The sequence below is a fragment of the Streptomyces sp. SID12501 genome (assembly GCF_010550245.1).
In the GTDB taxonomy this organism is placed as follows: Bacteria; Actinomycetota; Actinomycetes; order Streptomycetales; family Streptomycetaceae; genus Streptomyces.
In genome coordinates this window covers 134,899-154,514 of record NZ_JAAGLU010000024.1, presented here as the reverse complement: position 1 = coordinate 154,514, position 19,616 = coordinate 134,899, and the positions used below count along the sequence as shown (strand labels likewise).

20 protein-coding genes are annotated in these 19,616 nt (G+C 69.4%); 4 read left to right on the top strand and 16 right to left on the bottom strand.

Annotation, left to right across the window (positions count from 1 at the left end; translation table 11 throughout):
- Positions 1 to 55: 55 nt before the first annotated feature.
- From G3I71_RS27655 to G3I71_RS27645, 3 genes are all read right to left on the bottom strand, one after another.
- A complete protein-coding gene (locus tag G3I71_RS27655) occupies positions 56 to 322 on the bottom strand; it encodes a hypothetical protein (protein ID WP_164318476.1) in 267 nt (88 codons plus the stop codon).
- Between the two features lie 419 nt (positions 323 to 741).
- Entirely contained in the window at positions 742 to 2,070 is a 1,329-nt protein-coding gene (locus G3I71_RS27650) for a class I SAM-dependent RNA methyltransferase (RefSeq protein WP_164318474.1), read from the bottom strand.
- 121 nt (positions 2,071 to 2,191) lie between these two features.
- Positions 2,192 to 4,240: an APC family permease gene (locus G3I71_RS27645; protein WP_164318472.1), complete on the bottom strand. Its 2,049-nt coding sequence runs from the start codon at positions 4,238 to 4,240 to the stop codon at positions 2,192 to 2,194.
- A 442-nt stretch (positions 4,241 to 4,682) separates the two neighbouring features.
- Here G3I71_RS27645 and G3I71_RS27640 point away from each other — a divergent pair, with 442 nt between their 5' ends.
- Complete coding sequence (locus G3I71_RS27640) at positions 4,683 to 5,354, top strand: TrkA family potassium uptake protein (RefSeq protein WP_164318470.1); 672 nt, start codon at positions 4,683 to 4,685, stop codon at positions 5,352 to 5,354.
- Positions 5,354 to 6,031, top strand: a complete 678-nt coding sequence (locus tag G3I71_RS27635) for a TrkA family potassium uptake protein (RefSeq protein ID WP_164318468.1) — start codon at positions 5,354 to 5,356, stop codon at positions 6,029 to 6,031. Before G3I71_RS27640 ends, G3I71_RS27635 begins: the two co-directional genes overlap by 1 nt.
- 184 nt (positions 6,032 to 6,215) lie before the next feature.
- Here G3I71_RS27635 and G3I71_RS27630 read toward each other — a convergent pair whose 3' ends face one another.
- The 7 genes from G3I71_RS27630 to G3I71_RS27600 form a co-directional block, all read right to left on the bottom strand.
- Positions 6,216 to 6,935 (bottom strand): DUF3159 domain-containing protein, encoded by a 720-nt coding sequence (locus tag G3I71_RS27630; RefSeq protein WP_164318466.1) that lies wholly within the window; start codon positions 6,933 to 6,935, stop codon positions 6,216 to 6,218.
- Positions 6,936 to 6,938: 3 nt separating this feature from the next.
- Entirely contained in the window at positions 6,939 to 7,337 is a 399-nt protein-coding gene (locus G3I71_RS27625; RefSeq protein ID WP_164318464.1) for an OB-fold nucleic acid binding domain-containing protein, read from the bottom strand.
- A gap of 66 nt (positions 7,338 to 7,403) precedes the next feature.
- Complete coding sequence (locus G3I71_RS27620; RefSeq protein ID WP_164318462.1) at positions 7,404 to 8,087, bottom strand: response regulator; 684 nt, start codon at positions 8,085 to 8,087, stop codon at positions 7,404 to 7,406.
- On the bottom strand, positions 8,084 to 10,690 hold the full coding sequence (locus G3I71_RS27615; protein ID WP_164318460.1) for a sensor histidine kinase KdpD: 2,607 nt from the start codon (positions 10,688 to 10,690) through the stop codon (positions 8,084 to 8,086). Before G3I71_RS27615 ends, G3I71_RS27620 begins: the two co-directional genes overlap by 4 nt.
- Positions 10,691 to 10,873: 183 nt before the next feature.
- The gene (locus tag G3I71_RS27610) at positions 10,874 to 11,644 is read right to left on the bottom strand and encodes a DUF3710 domain-containing protein (RefSeq protein ID WP_164318457.1); all 771 of its coding nucleotides are present in this window, start codon (positions 11,642 to 11,644) and stop codon (positions 10,874 to 10,876) included.
- 1 nt (position 11,645) lies between these two features.
- Positions 11,646 to 12,197 carry a dUTP diphosphatase gene (dut, locus tag G3I71_RS27605; RefSeq protein WP_164318524.1) on the bottom strand — a complete coding sequence of 184 codons (552 nt, stop codon included), beginning with the start codon at positions 12,195 to 12,197 and terminating at the stop codon, positions 11,646 to 11,648.
- An 11-nt stretch (positions 12,198 to 12,208) separates the two neighbouring features.
- On the bottom strand, positions 12,209 to 12,793 hold the full coding sequence (locus tag G3I71_RS27600) for a PaaI family thioesterase (RefSeq protein WP_164318455.1): 585 nt from the start codon (positions 12,791 to 12,793) through the stop codon (positions 12,209 to 12,211).
- A gap of 58 nt (positions 12,794 to 12,851) precedes the next feature.
- On the opposite strand from G3I71_RS27600, the gene G3I71_RS27595 reads away from it, so the two are divergent.
- Positions 12,852 to 13,325: a DUF3093 domain-containing protein gene (locus tag G3I71_RS27595; RefSeq protein ID WP_164318452.1), complete on the top strand. Its 474-nt coding sequence runs from the start codon at positions 12,852 to 12,854 to the stop codon at positions 13,323 to 13,325.
- A gap of 106 nt (positions 13,326 to 13,431) precedes the next feature.
- On the opposite strand, the gene G3I71_RS27590 is transcribed toward G3I71_RS27595, so the two are convergent.
- The 4 genes from G3I71_RS27590 to G3I71_RS27575 all read right to left on the bottom strand — a co-directional run bounded on the left by G3I71_RS27590 (position 13,432) and on the right by G3I71_RS27575 (position 16,960).
- On the bottom strand, positions 13,432 to 14,349 hold the full coding sequence (locus G3I71_RS27590; protein WP_164318450.1) for a hypothetical protein: 918 nt from the start codon (positions 14,347 to 14,349) through the stop codon (positions 13,432 to 13,434).
- Positions 14,350 to 14,362: 13 nt separating this feature from the next.
- Positions 14,363 to 14,659 carry a DUF4193 domain-containing protein gene (locus tag G3I71_RS27585; protein WP_164318448.1) on the bottom strand — a complete coding sequence of 99 codons (297 nt, stop codon included), beginning with the start codon at positions 14,657 to 14,659 and terminating at the stop codon, positions 14,363 to 14,365.
- Positions 14,660 to 15,052: 393 nt separating this feature from the next.
- The gene (locus G3I71_RS27580; RefSeq protein ID WP_164318445.1) at positions 15,053 to 16,300 is read right to left on the bottom strand and encodes a HAMP domain-containing sensor histidine kinase; all 1,248 of its coding nucleotides are present in this window, start codon (positions 16,298 to 16,300) and stop codon (positions 15,053 to 15,055) included.
- 6 nt (positions 16,301 to 16,306) lie between these two features.
- Positions 16,307 to 16,960: a response regulator transcription factor gene (locus G3I71_RS27575; RefSeq protein WP_164318443.1), complete on the bottom strand. Its 654-nt coding sequence runs from the start codon at positions 16,958 to 16,960 to the stop codon at positions 16,307 to 16,309.
- Positions 16,961 to 17,394: 434 nt separating this feature from the next.
- On the opposite strand from G3I71_RS27575, the gene G3I71_RS50405 reads away from it, so the two are divergent.
- Positions 17,395 to 17,568 carry a hypothetical protein gene (locus G3I71_RS50405; RefSeq protein ID WP_203690325.1) on the top strand — a complete coding sequence of 58 codons (174 nt, stop codon included), beginning with the start codon at positions 17,395 to 17,397 and terminating at the stop codon, positions 17,566 to 17,568.
- Between the two features lie 70 nt (positions 17,569 to 17,638).
- On the opposite strand, the gene G3I71_RS27570 is transcribed toward G3I71_RS50405, so the two are convergent.
- Together G3I71_RS27570 and G3I71_RS27565 are read right to left on the bottom strand one after the other, a co-directional pair.
- Positions 17,639 to 18,454, bottom strand: a complete 816-nt coding sequence (locus G3I71_RS27570) for an inositol monophosphatase family protein (RefSeq protein ID WP_164318441.1) — start codon at positions 18,452 to 18,454, stop codon at positions 17,639 to 17,641.
- 8 nt (positions 18,455 to 18,462) lie between these two features.
- Positions 18,463 to 19,590 carry a ferrochelatase gene (locus G3I71_RS27565; protein WP_164318439.1) on the bottom strand — a complete coding sequence of 376 codons (1,128 nt, stop codon included), beginning with the start codon at positions 19,588 to 19,590 and terminating at the stop codon, positions 18,463 to 18,465.
- Between the last annotated feature and the right edge of the window lie 26 nt (positions 19,591 to 19,616).

The following is a 19,616-nucleotide window of genomic DNA, read 5'->3' as shown; positions in this document are numbered from 1 at the left end:
AGGTTCCCTACGAGGTCGTCCCGCAGGGCGACGGGGCCCGTACCGCGTCCGGTCCCTAGCCGGCGGACATCTCCCGCACCACGGTGCCCGCCTTCGCCGAGTGCCCGGGAACACGTTTGCCGGCGCTGCCCAGCTCCAGCGGCAGCCTGCGTGGCGACGACCGGTGTTCGGCCGCCGGGGCGTGATCGACGTAACCCACGGTGTCGCCCTTCACCACGACCGTGGCCGTGGTGAGGCCCTTGTGCGCCGCCTCGAACAAGCCACGGCTGCACATGTGCATCGCCAGCCTGAACTTCTCGTGCAGTGTGCGCGCGTTCCGCACCCCCATCACCATGCAGGGTGAGGTTCGCACCAGGCTTTTCACGCCTGTCGCCTTTTGTTGCCAGCTATTTGTGAGGGAAGCACAGCCGCTGCCTGAACTGGTGACGGCCGGACCACGACCCGACAGTCCATGCGCGAACGCGCCGTGGTGGAGCGTGCCGCGCTGGAAGGAGTGGTGGACGCCTGTGTCGAGTTCGCACCAAAGGTGACAACCCATCAGAGCGGGCGTCAGTCGAGCGTCAAGACCGTCGGCCACCATCCTGCCGAGAGGAAAGGGAACTCAACCGTCATCCTCATCCCCCTAACGAAACCCCATGTCAGACGGGAAATTCCGAGCGTATGGCGCCCTTCACCTGGTGGGGGTCGGGAAACAGGTCAACACCATCCGCCAGGAACGTGAAAACGAAGGAAACCAGCAGGTCAGACGCCCTTGGCGGTCGGTTCCAGAATCGCTACGCACTCCACATGCGAGGTCATCGGAAACAGATCGAAGGCCCGCAACGTCCGCACCCGATACCCACCCTCCCGGAAGTACCCCAGGTCCCGAGCCAGCGCCGCCGGGTCGCACGCCACGTACGCGATCTTCCTCGCGCCCAGCTTCACCAGCTGCTCGACCGTCTTCCGGCCGGCTCCCGCGCGCGGCGGGTCCAGGACGATGAGGTCGACCTCGGTGATACCCGTGCGCGGCAGCACCGCCTCGACCTTGCCCTGTTCGATGCGGACGCGGTCGAAGGCGGCGAGGTTGTGCCGGGCGTCCTCGACCGCGCGCTTGCCCGACTCGATGCCGAGGACCGCGCCCTTGTCGCCGATCCGGTCGGCGAGGGCGCCCGCGAAGAGGCCGACACCGCAGTAGAGGTCGAGGGCCATGTCGCCCTTGCGCGGGAGCAGACCCTGCATGACCGCCTTCGTCAGCATGTCCGCCGCCGCCGGGTGGACCTGCCAGAAGCCACCGCTGCCGACCCGGTGCGTACGGCCGTCGGCGCGCTCGCGGACGAAGCCACGGCCGTGGACACGGTGGATGCCTCCGTCGTGCTCCTCGACCCGCATGACGGAGACGGGCTTGTCGAGCTCGACCAGGGGCAGCCGGGCGCCCGGCTTCGGCTCCAGGATGACCATGCGGTCCTGGGAGCCGGTCGCGGCGATCACGTCGACGGACTCCATGCCGGACCAGTCGTGCTTCTCGATGCCCAGCTCGCTGACGCCCGGCGCCGCGATCATGCAGTGCTCGATCGGCTCGACCTCGTGCGAACGGTGGTGCCGCAGCCCGGCGTTGCCGTCCGCGTCCACCGCGTACTGGACCCTCGTACGCCACTGGGGCACCTCGCCCGGCGGCAGCTTGTCGCCCTCGGCCGGCATGACCGTGCCGTCCCAGCCGGCCTCCTCCGGGGTCAGACCGGCGAGCCGCTGGAGCTGCTCGGTGATGACCTCGCCCTTGAGGCGGCGCTGGGCGCCCGGCTTGGCGTGCTGCCAGTCGCAGCCGCCGCAGCGGCCGGGTCCGGCGTACGGACAGGGGGCCTCGACCCGGTCCTTGGACGCCGTCAGCACCTCCACCGCGTCGGCGCGCAGGAACCGCGCCCCTTCCTCACCGTCCGTCACCCTGGCCACGACCCGCTCACCGGGCAACGTGTGCCGTACGAAGAGCACCTGCCCGTCATCCGTACGGGCGACGCAGTGGCCGCCATGGGCGACGGGACCGACCTCGACCTCGTACTCCTGCCCCGCCAGCGATTTCTTCGGTTCTGCCTGCATGGCGGGGTGACTCCAGGGGAGAGAAAAAGGAACGGCCGGACAACAGCCCACCAGTCTACGTGGGCGCCGCCCGACCGCTCACCACAAGCCCGAGGAGGCCGTGCAGGCCGTCCCCGGCTCGTCAGTTCTTCGCGCTCGGTTCGCGCGTCCGCTCCTCGGCCGGCCCGCGCCGGACGGATCCGGGCGCGTTCCACTCCTGCCGCTTGCGCGCCCGCTTCTTGGCCGCCTCGGACGACTGGAGCTGGTAGGGCACCGACGTCACCATGACGCCAGGCGTGAACAGCAGGCGCCCCTTGAGCCGCAGCGCGCTCTGGTTGTGCAGCAACTGCTCGTACCAGTGGCCGACCACGTACTCCGGGATGATCACGGACACGACGTCGCGCGGCGACTCCCGGCGCAACCCCTTCACGTACTCGATCACCGGCCGGGTGATCTCCCGGTACGGCGAGTCGAGCACCTTCAGCGGGACGGTGATCCCCCGCCGCTCCCACTCCTCCTGCAGCGCCTTCGTCTCCACCGGATCGACGTTGACGCTGAGCGCCTCCAGCGTGTCGGAGCGCATCAGTTTCGCGTACGCGAGCGCGCGCAGCGTGGGCCGGTGGATCTTCGAGATCAGGACGACCGAGTGCACCCGCGACGGCCGTACGCTGTCGTCGCTCGGGCCCTCCGGGGCGGCGATCTCCTCGGAGACGCGGTCGTAGTGCTTACGGATCGCGGTCATCACCGCGTAGAAGATCACCATGCCGAGCAGCGCCACCCAGGCACCGTGCGTGAACTTCGTACCGAGTACGACGACCAGCACCAGCCCGGTGAAGAAGGCGCCGAAGGTGTTGATGGCTCGGGAGCGGACCATCTGCCGGCGCTTCGCCTGGTCCTTCTCGGTGGCCAGATGGCGGTTCCAGTGCCGGACCATGCCGGTCTGGCTGAGCGTGAAGGACACGAACACGCCGACGATGTACAGCTGGATGAGGCGGGTCGAGTCCGCCCCGTAGATCCACACCAGCAGGATGGCGGCGCCGGCCAGCAGCACGATGCCGTTGGAGAAGGCGAGCCGGTCGCCGCGCGTGTGCAGCTGGCGCGGGAGGTAGCGGTCCTGCGCGAGGATCGAGCCGAGCAGCGGGAAGCCGTTGTACGCGGTGTTGGCAGCCAGGAAGAGGACCAGCGCCGTGGCGGCGGCGAGCAGGATGAAGAAGAAGCTGCCGTCACCGAACACGGCCTCGGCGACCTGCGAGATCACCGGGTTCTGGACGTAGCCGGAGCCGACCTCGACGCCCTTGTCCAGCAGGTCGTGCGCGGGGTTCTCGGCCATCCGCACCTTGGTGGTCATGGCCAGCACGATGATCCCGCAGAACATCGTGACGGCGAGGATGCCCATCGCCGCGAGCGTGCTCGCCGCGTTCTTCGACTTCGGCTTGCGGAAGGCCGGCACACCGTTGGAGATGGCCTCGACGCCGGTGAGCGCGGCACAGCCGGAGGAGAAGGCGCGCAGCAGCAGGAACACGAGTGCGAACCCGGCCAGTCCCTGGTGTTCGGCCTTGATCTCGTAACCGGCCGTCGGCGCGCGCATGTGGTCGCCCAGCACCAGGCTGCGGAACGCGCCCCACGCGATCATGATGAAGACGCCCGCGACGAACACGTACGTCGGAATCGCGAACAGCTTCCCGGACTCCTTGACGCCCCGCAGGTTCATCAGTGTCAGCAGCACGATGACGCCGACCGCGCAGGACACCTTGTGCTCGACGACGAAGGGGACGGCGGAGCCGAGGTTCTCGATGCCGGAGGCGATGGACACGGCGACGGTCAGCACGTAGTCGACGAGCAGCGCGCTGGCGACCGTGAGGCCGGCCTTGGGGCCGAGGTTGGTGTTCGCCACCTCGTAGTCGCCGCCGCCGCTCGGGTAGGCGTGCACGTTCTGCCGGTAGGAGGCGACCACGGTGAACATCAGCACGACGACAGCGACCGCGATCCACGGGCTGAAGTGGTATGCCGACACGCCCGCGATCGACAGGACCAGCAGCACTTCCCCGGGGGCGTAGGCCACGGAGGAGAGCGGGTCGGAGGCGAAGACGGGGAGAGCGATGCGCTTCGGCAGGAGCGTTTCGCCGAGCCGATCACTGCGCAGTGCGCGCCCGATCAGGATCCGTTTGGGCACGTCGGTCAGTTTGGACACGGACAGGATCGTAAGCTCCCCGCCTTGTTCTGGGCACATCCGGGTGAAAACCCGACGGTCCGCCGAGTGAAATCCCGGCATCCGAGACAGGCGAACACCCCCGGGACCGCGTCCTCATGGCTATATGACGAAACCACAGCGCTCTTTATGCCCCCTTTAGCCGCCTTTCCGGCTTCCTTGCTTCCCCTCTTGCCCGGGAGACCCCATGCCGCAACTCGCCGCGGAGCTGATCGGCGCCGCTCTCGCACTCGTCGTCCTCGTGCTGCTGACCGTGGCCAGCGTGCGCAGCATCAGCCGCAGGTAGGCGGCCCACAGGTACACACGGAGTGCACACGGGAGTGCCCCGCGCCCACCGTGCGTGTATAGCTTGGGCGGGGGTCTGAGACCCTGTTCAAGCCAAGTCGACAACGGCGGGCTTCGACATCGGATCGGAAGGACGGTCGTGCACATCGTCATCATGGGCTGCGGCAGAGTGGGTTCCGCTCTCGCGCAGACCCTGGAGCAACAGGGGCACACGGTCGCCGTGATCGACCAGGACCCCACCGCCTTCCGACGACTGGGCTCCGGGTTCGGCGGCCGTCGTGTCACCGGGGTCGGCTTCGACCAGGACACCCTGCGCGAGGCGGGCATCGAGGACGCCAGCGCGTTCGCAGCCGTCTCCAGCGGTGACAACTCGAACATCATCGCCGCCCGGGTGGCCCGCGAGATGTTCGGCATCGAGAACGTCGCGGCCCGCATCTACGACCCCCGCCGCGCCGAGGTCTACCAGCGCCTGGGCATCCCGACCGTCGCCACGGTCCGCTGGACGGCCGACCAGATGCTGCGCAGGCTGCTGCCGTCCGGGGCGGAGCCGCTGTGGCGCGATCCCACGGGTGGCGTCCAGCTGGCCGAGGTGCACGCGTCGTCGGCCTGGGTGGGCCACAAGATCAGCAAGATGCAGGACGAGACCGGCGTGCGTGTCGCCTTCCTCACCCGCCTGGGCGAGGCGGTTCTGCCCACCTCGCAGACGGTGCTGCAGGAGGGCGACCTGGTGCACGTGATGATGCGTACGGACCACGTCGAGAAGGTCGAGGCGTCCTTCGCCGAGGGCCCTGAAGAGGAGGCCGGTCACTGATGAGGGTCGCCATTGCCGGTGCCGGTGCCGTCGGCCGCTCGATCGCGGGCGAGCTGCTGGAGAACGGCCACGAGATCCTGCTGATCGACAAGGCCCCCACGGCCATCTCGGTCGAACGAGTCCCCCAGGCGGAGTGGCTGCTGGCCGACGCCTGCGAGATCACCTCGCTGGACGAGGCGGCGTTGCAGCGCTGCAACGTCGTGATCGCCGCGACGGGCGACGACAAGGTGAACCTGGTCGTTTCCCTGCTCGCGAAGACGGAGTACGGCGTTCCGCGCGTCGTCGCCCGCGTCAACAACCCGAAGAACGAGTGGCTGTTCACCGAGGCCTGGGGCGTGGACGTGGCGGTCTCCACCCCCCGCCTGATGTCGGCCCTGGTCGAGGAGGCGGTGAGCGTCGGCGACCTGGTTCGCCTGCTCCGCTTCAGCCACGGCGACGCGAACCTGGTCGAACTGACGCTCCCCCCGGAGTCGGCGCTGGCCGGCACCCAGGTCGGCGACGTGGAGTGGCCGGACGACACGTCCCTGGTGACGATCATCCGCGGCTCCCGGGTCCTGACCCCGACCCGGGAGGACTCCCTGGAAGCCGGCGACGAACTCCTGTTCGTAGCCGCCCAGGCCAGGGAGGAAGAACTGGAGGACCTCCTGTCGGTACGCAAGGAGGAAGCCCCGAGCTGATTGTTTCAGCCCGTCCGGGGGTCCCCCTCTGGGGGAGCTTGAGGACGAGGCCGTCCAGGCCGAAGGGGGATCTGGGGCGCAGCCCCAGCGGGGTCGAAGGGGCAGAGCCCCTGGGGATGGGACGGGTAAGGGCGGCGGGGGCGAAACACCCCGACGCCCGCCCTCCACTCCCCCTACCCGGAACCTACTCGGAAGAAGAAGCCGCGGCCTTCCGCTCCTCAGCCGCCCGCTCCTCCGCCTCCATCTCAGCGAACACATCGATCGGCGCGGGCGCCTTCGCCAGGAACACCCACGTGAGCCACACGGCCAGCAGGAAAGGCGGAATCTTCAACGCCACCAGCACCCACCCGAGCGACGCCGTGTCCGCCCACCAGTACAGCGGGAAGAGGATCGCGCACTTGGCGAGCAGAATCAGCCCCCACGCCCAACTGGCCTTCGCGTACGCCTTCTTGCGCCCCGGATTCCGCGTACGCCAGGAGAGGTTCTCCTTGAAGACCGGGCCGAGGATCAGCCCGAGCAGCGGAACACCGAACAGCGTCGTGATGATGTACGCCAGCGACAGCCCCAGCGTGTAGAGCATGCCGGGCAGGTAGAAGTCCTTGGCATTGCCCGTCATCATCGCGAAGACGACACCGAAGGCGACACCGAACACACCACTGAAGGCGTGCTTGACGGTGTCCTTCATGACGAGGCGCACCACGACCAGCAGCACCGAGACACCGAGGGCCGCGATGGCCGACGAGTGCAGGTCCTTGTTGATCGTGTAGATCGTGACGAAGAGCAGCCCCGGCAGGACCGTCTCGATCATGCCGCGCAGACCGCCGAACGCCTCGAAGAGCGCGGCCTCGGTCACCGCCCTGGAATCGTGCTGGGCGTCTTCGGTCGGCTTGTCGAGCGACGTCACCGGCTACTCCCGTCCGAGGGGTCTCAGTTCGTATTTCGGATTGAACAGCACACGGCGGCCCCGGCTCATCGAGATCCGCCCCGACGCGATCAGCTTGCGCCCCGGCTCTATCCCGACGATGGAACGCCTGCCGAGCCACACCACGTCCAGCGCGGCCGAACCGTCGAAGAGCTCGGCCTCCAGGGCCGGAACCCCCGCCCTCGGCCGTAGCGTGACCGTGCGCAAGGTACCAGTAACCGTCACTATCTGTCGGTCGTGGCAGTCACCGATACGCGTACAGCCCGCGGTCTCGGTGTCCTCGCACAGCTCCTCGGACTCCAGGTCCTCCTGCGACGAGGAGAGCCGGTCGAGCATGCGCCGGAACCGGCCCACCGGCTTCTCGGAACGAGGAACAGCACTCATACCTGAAGCCTACCGGCGCCCACCGACACCGACGTACCCCGGGACCATGCCTCCCTGGGGACGGCCCTACCGCTCGAACCGGTACCCCATGCCGGGTTCGGTGATGAAGTGCTTCGGATGCGAGGGATCCGCCTCCAGCTTGCGCCGCAGCTGCGCCATGTACACACGCAGATAGTTGGTCTCCGTCCCGTACGACGGCCCCCAGACCTCCTGAAGCAGCTGTCTCTGGCTGACCAGCCGTCCCGTGTTGCGCACGAGCACCTCCAGCAGATGCCACTCCGTGGGCGTCAGCCGTACGTCACGCCCGTCGCGGTGGACCTTTTTCGCGGCCAGGTCGACGGTGAACTCGTCGGTCTCGACCATGACGTCGTCCTCGGCGCTCCCGGTGGGCTCGGCCCGGCGGACGGCGGCCCGCAGCCGGGCCAGCAGTTCGTCCATGCCGAAGGGCTTGGTGACGTAGTCGTCGGCGCCCGCGTCGAGCGCCTCGACCTTCTCGTCGGAAGAGTGCCGGGCCGACAGCACCAGGATGGGCACCCGCGTCCATCCCCGGAGCCCCTTGATCACCTCGACGCCGTCCATGTCGGGCAGTCCCAGGTCGAGCACGACCACGTCGGGATGGCGCGCGGCGGCGAGTTCGAGGGCGGTGGCACCGTCGTGGGCCGCGTCGACCTCGTACTTCCGTGCCCTGAGGTTGATCACGAGTGCACGCACGATCTGCGGCTCGTCCTCGACCACCAGCACCCGGGTCATGAAACCTGCCTTTCCGACTCTGCCGCCACTGCCGACTCCGCTGACACTTCTGTTCCCACTTCCACGGCCCCCGCCCCGCCACGCCACAGGAACTCGTCCCCCGCGCCCGCCGTCGCCGCCCGTACCGTGAGCACCATGCTCAGGCCGCCCCCAGGCGTGTCCTCGGCCCGCAGGGTGCCGCCCATCGCCTCGGCGAACCCCCGGGCCACCGCGAGCCCCAGCCCCACCCCGGCCCCGCGCGGAGCGTCACCGTACCGCTGGAAGGGCTCGAAAATGCGGTCCTTCGCCTCGTCCGGCACGCCCGGCCCCCGGTCCACCACCCGCACCTCCACCCGCTCGGCGATGGCACTGGCGGCCACCAGCACCGTCTCCCCGTCCGGGCTGTACTTGACGGCGTTCTCGACCAGGTTGGCCACCGACCGCTCCAGCAGCCCGGGGTCGACAGCGACCATCGGCAGGGTCTCGGGAATGTCCAGCTCGACACTGTCCTCGGGTACGCCCCCCAGCGCCATCGGCACCACCTCGTCGAGGTCGATCTCCCTGATCAACGGCGTGACGGTGCCGGTCTGGAGCCGGGACATGTCGAGCAGGTTGCCCACGAGGTGGTCGAGCCGGTCGGCGCCGTCCTCGATGCCGGCCAGCAGTTCGGCCTGGTCCTCCTCGGACCAGGCCACGTCGTCCGACCGCAGCGACGAGACCGCCGCCTTGATCCCGGCCAGCGGCGTACGAAGGTCATGGCTGACGGCGGCGAGCAGAGCCGTGCGGATCCGGTTGCCCTCGGCGAGGGTACGGGCCTGGTCGGCCTGGGACTGGAGGCGCCGTCGGTCCAGCACCACGGCCGCCTGGGCGGCGAACGCGGCCAGCACACGCCGGTCGGCGGCGGGCAGCACCCGGCCGGACAGCGCGAGCGCCATGTGGTCGCCGACCGGCATGTCCACGTCCGCGTCCTCCGGCCGCTCCACCGCCTGCCGGGTGCCGACACTGCCCGCACAGGTCCACGGATCGACGTCGGAGGCCCGCTCCAGCAGGGCCACGGACTCCATTCCGAAGGTCTCCCGGACCCGGTCGAGAAGGGCCTCCAGGCTGGTCTCGCCGCGCAGGACACTGCCCGCGAGGAAGGAGAGGATCTCCGACTCCGCCCGCAGCCGGGCCGCCAGATGCGTGCGCCGCGCGGCCAGATCCACCACGGACGCCACCGACACGGCGACCCCGAAGAAGATCACGAGGGCGACGATGTTCTTCGGATCGGCGATGGTCAGCCGGTGGTACGGCGGCGTGTAGAAGTAGTTCAGCAGCATCGAGCCGACGGCCGCCGAGGCCAGCGCCGGGTAGAGGCCGCCGAGCAGGGCCGCCGCGACCGTGAGCGCCAGGAACAGCAGCATGTCGTTGGCGAGGCCGAGGTCGACGGCGTTCAGCAGCAGCGCGAGGAACACCGGCCCGGCCACGCCGACCAGCCAGCCCCACACGATCCGCGCCCGCCCGAGCCTGGCCCCCCGGGCCACGGGCAGCCCGCGGCCCTTGCCCGCCTCGTCGTGGGTGATCAGATGGACGTCGAGGTCGGGCCCCGAGTCCCGGGCCACGGTCGCGCCGACCCCGGGCCCGAAGACGTACTGCCAGGTCTTGCGCCGGGAGACGCCCAGCACGATCTGGGTGGCGTTCACGCCCCGCGCGAAGTCCAGCAGCGCCACCGGGACGTCGTCCCCGACCACATGGTGAAACGTTCCGCCAAGGTCTTCGGCCAACGTGCGCTGGACGGCGAGCTCCTTCGGCGAGGCGTTGGTCAGACCGTCGCTGCGGGCGACGTAGACGGCCATCACCTCGCCGCCGGCGCCCTTCTCCGCGAGCCGCGCGGCCCGCCGGATCAGCGTGCGGCCCTCGGGCCCGCCGGTCAGTCCGACGACGATCCGCTCGCGAGAGCCCCAGATCCTGGAGACCTGGTGCTCGCTGCGGTACTCGGTCAGGTACTCGTCGACCCGGTCCGCCACCCACAGAAGGGCCAGCTCCCGCAGCGCGGTCAGGTTCCCCGGCCGGAAGTAGTTGGCGAGAGCCGCGTCGACCTTGTCCGACTTGTAGATGTTGCCGTGAGCCATCCGTCGCCGCAGCGCCTGCGGGGACATGTCGACCAGCTCGATCTGATCCGCACGCCGGACCACCTCGTCGGGGACGGTCTCCTGTTGACGTACACCAGTGATCGACTCAACCACATCACCCAACGACTCAAGATGTTGAATGTTGACAGTCGAGATCACGTCGATACCCGCGGCCAGCAGCTCCTCCACGTCCTGCCAGCGCTTGGTGTTGCGCGAGCCGGGAATGTTGGTGTGCGGCAGTTCGTCCACCAGGGCGATCTGCGGGCGACGGGCGAGCACGGCGTCCACGTCCATCTCGGTGAACACGGATCCGCGGTAGGTCAGATCCTTGCGCGGGATCTGCTCCAGCCCGTGCAGCATCACCTCCGTGCGCGGCCGGCCGTGGTGCTCCACGAAGGCCACCACGCAGTCCGTCCCGCGCTCGACACGGCGGTGCGCCTCGGACAGCATCGCGTACGTCTTGCCGACGCCCGGTGCCGCACCGAGGTAGATCCGAAGCTTGCCGCGTCCCATGGCCTCATTGTCTTCCCGTGCCCACTGATTGCGCAGCGTCGACCTTACGTCCAACAATGTCGACAAAAGGGACGAGAAGCAGGCCGAGGCAGGTCCTTGACGCAACCCTGACGCACCGGCGAACGGAACACGGACCGCACTCCTCGGTGAGGAGTGCGGCCCGTGCCGTGAAAAGTGACGCGGCTAGCGAACCTCGGTGATCTCCGGTCCGCGCTGCAGCTGGCCCATGCCGCCACCGAAGCGGGAACCCGCCTCTTCCTCGACCTGCGACACGCCCTCGGGCACCATCTGCGCGTCGTTCGGCAGCTTCAGGACGATCGGGTCGCGGGGCGCCATCGGCCCCTCTCCACGGACGACGACCGTGTCCCTGAAGATCTGCTCCAGCAGACCGGCGGCCTGCGGCTGCACGGCGCCCTGCCCGGAGATGACCCCTCGCAGGAACCACCGCGGACCGTCCACACCGACGAACCGCACGACCTGGAAACCGCCCGTGCCGTCCGGCAGTTGCACCGGCACCTGCGCCCGCAGCTCCCAGCCCAGCGGCCCCTCGACCTCGTCGACGATGCCACCCTGCTGGGTGATACCGGTGGCGATCTCCTCGCGCACCTCGCCCCAGATGCCCTCGCGCTTGGGTGCGGCGAAGGCCTGGAGCTGCACGGCGCTGTCGCGCAGCACGACGGTCGCCGCGACGATCGCGTCGCCCGCGACCTCGACCCGCAGCTCCATGCCGTCGACCCCGGGCACGAAGAGTCCGCCCAGGTCCACCCGGCCCTCGCCGGGCTCGCGCACCTCGGTGTCGTCCCAGGGCCCGTCGGGACGCGGCTCCGGCTCCAGCCGGACGCGCGCACGGCTGCCCGCCGCTTCGTCCGCCTCGGTATCGACGCTGTCGACGACCTGCTCGGCCTCGCCGGCCGCGTCCTCGGCGGCACCCTTCTTCTTGCGACGTCCGAACACGTCACTGTCCTTCCCGGTCGGCTACGACCGAAGCGTATCGATTCCCACCCGTTGTGCCGCCTGCTGCGGCCTGACCGCTGTGACCGCTCGGACCGCCCACCGAGGCGTGACCGCCGGTGGACCCGAAGCCCCCCTCGGCCCGCGCCGAGCCTGGAAGTTCCGCGACCTCCCGGAAGTGGACCTTCTCGACCTGCTGGACGACCAGTTGGGCAATCCTGTCGAAGCGCTCGAATCGCACGGGTTCGTGCGGGTCGAGATTCACCACGATCACCTTGATCTCCCCACGGTACCCGGCATCAACCGTCCCCGGGGCATTCACCAGAGCGACACCGCACCGGGCCGCGAGGCCCGAACGAGGGTGCACGAAGGCCGCGTACCCGTCCGGGAGCGCGACAGACACCCCGGTGGGCAGAACAGCCCGTTCCCCGGGCGCCAGTTCGCATTCCTGCGTGGTCCGCAGGTCGGCTCCGGCGTCACCCGGCTGCGCGTACGCCGGAAGCGGTACGTCCGGATCGACGCGGCGGATGAGTACGTCCAGGGGCTCACGGCCCATGGGTGCGGGGCTCACGGGTTCACCTCGAATGCGCGGGCGCGCCGGACCTGGTCCGGGTCGCTCATGGCCGCCTGGATCTCCTCCGGGCGGCCGTTGTCGATGAAGTGCTCGACCTTGACCTCGATGAAGAGGGCCTCGGCGCGCACCGCGACGGGCCCGTCGGGGCCGCCGATGCGTCCGGTGGCGGTCGAGTAGATCTTGCGCCGGGCCACCGCGGTGACCTCGGCCTCCAGGTACAGCAGGGTGCCGACGGGCACGGGCCGGACGAACTCGGTCTCCAGCCGTCCGGTCACTGCGATGGTGCGCAGCAGCCAGTTCAGCGAGCCGAGCGTCTCGTCCAGCGCGCTGGCGAGGACGCCGCCGTGGGCGAGCCCCGGGGCGCCCTGGTGGGCCTCCCGCACGGTGAACTCGGCGGTGACCGTGACACCGTCGCCGGCCCGGGCGGCGAGGTGCAGCCCGTGGGCCTGTTCACCGCCGCATCCGAAACACTGTTCGTAGTGGGCACCGAGGAGCTCTCCGGGCGCGGGCGCGTCGGGGTGCCGCACGGGCGCCACTGCGTCGGCGGGGGGCTTCAGAGCTGCGGAAGTACCACTCACAGCCGCAGACCTTACCCGCGAGTCGGCCATGGACCGACACCATGCCAAGCTTGGCTCCATGCAGCTTTCGGCCTCCCCGTACGAAGAACGCCTCACGGCCCCCCGCTCCTGGTGGCTGATCTCGTTCCTGGTCGGCGTCTCCTTCGCCCTGATCCTGCTCCCGTTCGGCACCCTGCCCCTGCTCGGCGGCCTGGTGGGCGGCACCGCGGTGGCCGCGGTGGCGGCGAGTTCGTACGGCTCGATCCGGATCCGGGTCGTGGGGGACGCGTTGATCGCGGGCGAGGCGAGGATCCCGGTGGCGGCCCTGGGCGAGACGGAGATCCTGGACGCGCAGGAGGCGCGCGCCTGGCGCACCTACAAGGCGGACACCCGCGCCTTCATGCTTCTGCGCTCGTACATCCCGACGGCGCTGCGCGTCCAGGTCACGGACCCGAAGGACCCCACCCCGTATCTGTACCTGTCGACGCGGGAGCCGGAACAGCTGGTGGCGGCACTGGAGTCGGCGCGGGCGGCTGTGCGCGACGCGGGCTGAACCGGCCGGAGCGGCGGCTCGGCGCGCATCGGCAAATTCTTCTTCGGCGGCGGGCAAAGACTTGCCCGCCGCACCTGTGTCCAGGGTCGCGCGCCCCTCGAGGCCCCTACTTCCCGAGTTCCTTCGGCCCGTCCCCGAGGCTCAGCGCGTCCGTGGGCGGCTCGAGCGGGGGCAGTTCCGGGAGCTGGTCCCAGGGGACCTGGAACGTACGCAGGTCCTTGCGGATGCGGTCCGCGAGTTTTCTGGTGTCGCGCCGGTTCATGACCGCGCCGACGGCGGCGCCCACCATGAACGGCATCAGGTTGGGCAGGTCCCGGATCATCCGCTTCATGATCTGCTGGCGCAGTTCACGCTTCATCTGGCCCCCGAGGGCCGAGTTGATCGTCGACGGCTTCGTCACGTCGATCCCGCGCTCACCCGACCACGAGTTCAGGTACGCGGTACTGCGCTGTTTCAGGCTGCCCGGAGGCCGTACGCCGTAGACCTCGTGCAGTTCCGCGATCATTTTCAGCTCGATCGCTGCCACACCTGTGATCTCGGCGGCCAGCTCGGTCGGCATGGCCGGTGGCACCGGCAGCATCGCCGCCGCCCCGATGCCCGCGCCGACGGCTCCCGTCGCACTCGCGGCGCCCGCGACGAGCTTGTCCGCGAGCTGCTCCGGACCGAGACCGGGGAACTGCCGACGGAGAGTGGCGAGGTCGCGTACGGGGATGCGCGGGGCGTTCTCGATGATCCGGTCGGTGAGGTAAGCCAGGCCCGCCCTTGCGCGGCTGCCGCCCTTGCGGACGCCTTGCCTGGCCTTCTCCCGGATCGTGGCCACCCGTCCGGTGACGGGTGCGGAAGGCTCGGCCGGCACCGGGAGGTAATCCCCGTGGTCGGCCGGCCTGGCGGCCGGTTCGAGCGAGGCCGATCCTGTATCGGATGAGCCCCGCTCGTCGTCACGCACACCGGGGCCGTCCTGCGGCCCCTGGTCCGCTCCCCGCAGGGGGAAGCGGCGCTTCCAAGGTGGGGTCGAGCCAGTCACGGCCGACCCTTCCTCAGTCGCAGTCGCGGCAGACGGGCTGACCGTTCTTCTCGCGGGCCAGCTGACTGCGGTGGTGCACCAGGAAGCAGGTCATGCAAGTGAACTCATCCTGCTGCTTGGGCAGCACCCGGACGGCCAACTCCTCGTTCGAGAGGTCCGCTCCGGGCAGTTCGAGGCCCTCGGCGGCCTCGAACTCGTCGACGTCGACGGAGGAAGTCGACTTGTCGTTCCTCCTGGCCTTCAGTTCTTCAAGACTGTCCGAGTCAACGTCGTCGTCGGTCTTGCGTGGGGTGTCGTAATCCGTTGCCATGTCGCGCTCTCCCCCTCTGGGTGTCTGCGGTGTCTCAGCGCAGGTAACGCGTGAGAGGCCGGACTTGTGCCCGACCTGAGGCGGAGATTTTGCCTCACATCAAGGTCTGTTACTCAATCGACACCCAACCGGCCCCTCTGAGAGAGATCGGCATGGATGGCGATCGGGACCGTACACGGTCCGAATGCCATACTTCAAAGGCCCCCACCGTGTACTTCCCGTGATCAAGACCCCCGAAAACCCGTATCTACCGGGCCTTACGACGACTTGTGCAATCACGGAGAGTGGATGGCCGTAAATTCGCCCTTGTGATCGATCACACACGAGGTCGCCGGGAGGGTACCCCGGAAATTCCGCGCAAAGCGAACATCCTCGCGTGTCGGCGACATGATCTCAGATCGGCAGGGCGACTCGCATCACGAGTCCACCTCCCTCACGCGGCACGGCCGAGATGTGGCCGCCGTGAGCGCGCGCCACAGAGCGTGCGATCGACAGTCCGAGGCCCACACCCTTGTCACTGCCCGTTCGCTCCGTACGCAGCCGCCTGAAGGGCTCGAAGAGGTTGTCGATCTCGTACGCCGGGACCACGGGACCCGTGTTCGAGACAAGCAGCACCGCCTGCCCGTGCTGAACCGCCGTGGCCACCTCGACCCAGCCGTCCTCCGGCACGTTGTACCGCACCGCGTTCTGCACGAGGTTCAGCGCGATCCGCTCCAGCAGTACGCCGTTGCCCTGGACGACCGCGGGATCGCGCTTCCCGCGGAACTCGACGCCCTTGGCCTCGGCCTCGGCATGCGTCTGGTCGACGGCCTGCTCGGCGACCTCGGCGAGGTCCACCGGCTTTCGCTCGATGATCTGGTTGTCGCTGCGGGCGAGCAACAGCAGGCCCTCGACGAGCTGCTCACTGCGCTCGTTGGTGGCCAGCAGTGTCTTGCCGAGCTGCTGGAGTTCCGGCGGCGCCGCCGGGTCGGACAGGTGCACCTCCAGAAGCGTGCGGTTGATCGCCAGCGGCGTTCGCAGCTCGTGCGAGGCGTTGCCGACGAACCGCTGCTGGGCGGTGAAGGCCCGCTGGAGACGCTCCAGCATGTCGTCGAGGGTGTCCGCCAGCTCCTTCAGCTCGTCGTCGGGTCCGTCCAGCTCGATCCGACGGGACAGGTCCGAGCCGGCCACCGCACGGGCGGTCCGGGTGATCCGGCCGAGCGGGGTCAGAACCCGGCCTGCCATGGCGTAGCCGAAGGCGAAGGCGATCACTGCGAGACCCAGCAGCGTGAGCAGGGAGCGGCTGAGCAGTCCGTCCAGGGCGTGCTGGCGCAGGGCGTCGTAGCACGCCTTGAGCGCGGCGCTGCGCTGCTGGTCGTTGGTCGCGACGTTCAGCGCCGGGCAGGTGTCACTGGTGATGCTGACGCCGCTGCCGTTGATCTGGAAGGACTGGCTGCCACTGCCCTCACGGATGGCCTGGGCGGCCAGCAGGTAGATGATCGACAGCAGCAGGATGCCCGCGATCAGGAACATGCCGCCGTACAGCAGCGTGAGGCGTATGCGGATGGTCGGGCGCAGCCAGGGCAATGGCAGCTGCTGAGGCTTCCTCGGGTCCCAGGTGGGCTTCGGAGGCGCCTGCGGGGGCGCGGGTGTCGTGGTCATCGGAGATCAGATCCGGTAGCCGGAACCCGGCACGGTGACGATCACCGGCGGCTCACCCAGCTTGCGGCGCAAGGTCATCACGGTCACCCGGACGACGTTGGTGAACGGGTCGGTGTTCTCGTCCCAGGCCTTCTCCAGGAGCTGCTCGGCGGAGACGACCGCGCCCTCGCTGCGCAGCAGCACCTCCAGGACGGCGAACTCCTTGGGCGCGAGCTGGACTTCCTTGCCGTCACGGAAGACCTCTCGGCGGTTCGGGTCGAGCTTGATCCCGGCACGCTCCAGGACGGGCGGCAGCGGCAGGCTCGTACGCCGGCCGAGGGCACGCACGCGTGCCGTCAGCTCACTGAAGGCGAAGGGCTTGGGGAGGTAGTCGTCGGCGCCGATCTCCAGCCCCTCGACACGGTCGCTGACATCCCCGGAAGCCGTGAGCATCAGCACGCGCGTGGCCATGCCGAGTTCGACGATCTTGCGGCAGACGTCGTCGCCGTGCACCAACGGGAGGTCCCGGTCGAGGACGACCACGTCGTAGTCGTTGACCCCGATGCGTTCCAGGGCCGCCGCGCCGTCGTACACGACGTCGACGGCCATGGCCTCCCGGCGCAGTCCGGTGGCCACCGCATCGGCGAGCAGTTGCTCGTCCTCGACGACGAGTACGCGCACGTCGTTTGTCCTTCCTCGGGGTCGCCCGCGGGCCGGGACGGCACGTTGGCGGAAACTTTTCCAGCGGTCAGGCCTCCATCCTGCCGCTTTGGGCCGTAAACCGGTTGTAAGGGGCCTCCGGACGATCACTGCGGGGCTCCTTCCCGGCCGACCGGAGTCGCTCCTGCCGACAGCGGGCGGAAGAAATCTTGGCGGGCGGAGGTTTCCTCTCCGGGGAGCGCGGGGAGGACGGCTTTACACCCCGCGATCACGCTCTGCGTGTGCCATGACACCTAGTGGTACAACGAACCGCTTTCCGCGGAGCGGGCGTGGGTGTCCGGCACCGTGGCCGCCCGGCAGGGCAACGCCGGGCATCCAGTTGGAGACGTGATCGCCCCTTCCGAACGGCACACCCCCGTGCCGTCGACCCACGACCCAGGACGAGGGGGCGCAGCATGGACGCATTCACCGCAGGACTTCTGCAGCGCATAAGGGCGACTGAGACCGACCTGACACGGGCTCGCGACGAGGGCGACGACTTCCTCGTCGAGGTGGAAGAGGCCGACCTCGACGAACTGCGCCGCCTCGCCGCCGAACATGGCGTGGAGGTCGGCGCGGCCAGCGTCTGATCAGTCCGTAAGAGAGAAAAAGAGGAGCCCCGGCATCGATCCAGTGCCGGGGCCTCCTCCTTTTCGCTCGTCAGTCGTGCCAGGCGCCGAAGTCCTCCAGGAGGCGCTGGAGGGGTTCGAAGACGCCGGGGGTGCCCGCGACCGTCAGATCGCGTGACGGGCGCTCTCCGGGGCGTCCACCGGTCAGCGCGCCCGCCTCTCGGGCGATCAGGTCGCCCGCGGCGACGTCCCAGGCGTTGAGACCGCGCTCGTAGTAGCCGTCCAGGCGACCTGCCGCCACGTCGCACAGGTCGACCGCCGCAGAGCCGCCACGCCGGATGTCACGCAGCAACGGGATCAGTCGCCGGGCCACCTCGGCCTGATGGGCCTTGACCTCGGCGACGTAGTTGAAGCCCGTCGACACCAGGGCCTGGTCCAGGGGCGGAGCCGGGCGGACGGCGAGCCGGCGAACGCCCTCCCAGGCGCCGGAGGCCCAGGCTCCTCCGCCGAGCACGGCGTGGAAGGTCTCACCACGCATGGGCACAGCCACCACGCCGACGATGCGTTCCCCTTCCTGCTCGGCCGCGATGGAGACGGACCAAGTAGGCAGCCCGTACAGGTAGTTGACCGTGCCGTCGAGCGGGTCGATGACCCAGCGGATGCCGCTGCTGCCCTCTCTGGAGGCACCCTCCTCGCCGAGGAAACCGTCGTCCGGGCGGTGGTCGGAGATCACGTCGGTGATCAGCTTCTCCGCCGCGATGTCCATCTCCGTGACGACGTCGATGGGGCTGGACTTGGTGGCGGCGACCGCGAGGTCGGCCGGCCGTCCGTCCCGCAGGAGCTCTCCCGCGCGGCGCGCCGCCTCCTGGGCGAGCCGGAGCAGTTCGGGCAGCAAGGGGTCGCTCACAGGGGTCCTCACGCGTACGGGCTGTCGGCGCCCGCGGCTGCGGGCCTGGGGGCACGGGACGGGCAGCAGCCCACGGGGCACAGGTTGTGGCTCGCGCCGAGCGTGCCCAGGGCGCACGGCGTGATGTCCTGCCCGCTCTCGGTGGCCGCGCGCTCCAGGACGAGTTCACGGATCGCGGCGGCGAAGCGCGGGTCGGCGCCCACCGTCGCGGAACGGCGCATGGGCAGGCCCAGCTCCTCCGCCTTCGCCCTGGCCTCCGTGTCGAGGTCGTACAGGACCTCCATGTGGTCCGACACGAACCCGATCGGTGCGATCACGACGGCCGGGACACCGGCGCCGTGCAGCTCCTCGACGTGATCGCAGATGTCGGGCTCCAGCCACGGGATGTGCGGTGCTCCGGAACGCGACTGGTAGACGAGCCGCCAGGGGTGGTCGACGCCGGTCCGCTCACGCACCGCGTCCGCGATCAGCCGCGCGGTGTCCAGGTGCTGCTTCACGTACGCCCCGCCGTCCCCGTGGTCCTCGACGGGCCCGGAGGTGTCGGCGGACGCGGTCGGGATGGAGTGGGTCGAGAAGGCGAGGTGCGCGCCGTCCCTGACGTCCTCGGGGAGGTCTGCGAGGGAGGTGAGCACGCCCTCGGTCATGGGCTCCAGGAAGCCCGGGTGGTTGAAGTAGTGCCGCAGCTTGTCGACCTCGGGCAGGTCGAGGCCCTCGGCCTCCAGGGCGGCCAGGGAGTCCGCGAGGTTCTCGCGGTACTGACGGCAGCCCGAGTAAGAGGCGTACGCGCTGGTGGCGAGGACGAGGATGCGGCGTCTGCCGTCCTGGACCATCTCGCGCAGGGTGTCGGTCAGATACGGGGCCCAGTTGCGGTTGCCCCAGTAGACAGGCAGCTCCAGACCGTGATCGGCGAAGTCCTTGCGCAGGGCGTCCAGAAGGGCGCGGTTCTGGTCGTTGATCGGGCTGACCCCGCCGAACAGGAAGTAGTGCTGTCCGACTTCCTTGAGGCGTTCCTTGGGGATACCCCGCCCACGTGTCACGTTCTCCAGGAACGGAACCACGTCGTCCGGGCCCTCGGGGCCGCCGAAGGAAAGCAGGAGCAGGGCGTCGTAGGGGGTGGCGTCGAGCGCGTCTCGCATGATTCCGATCCTGCCACCACCCTCTG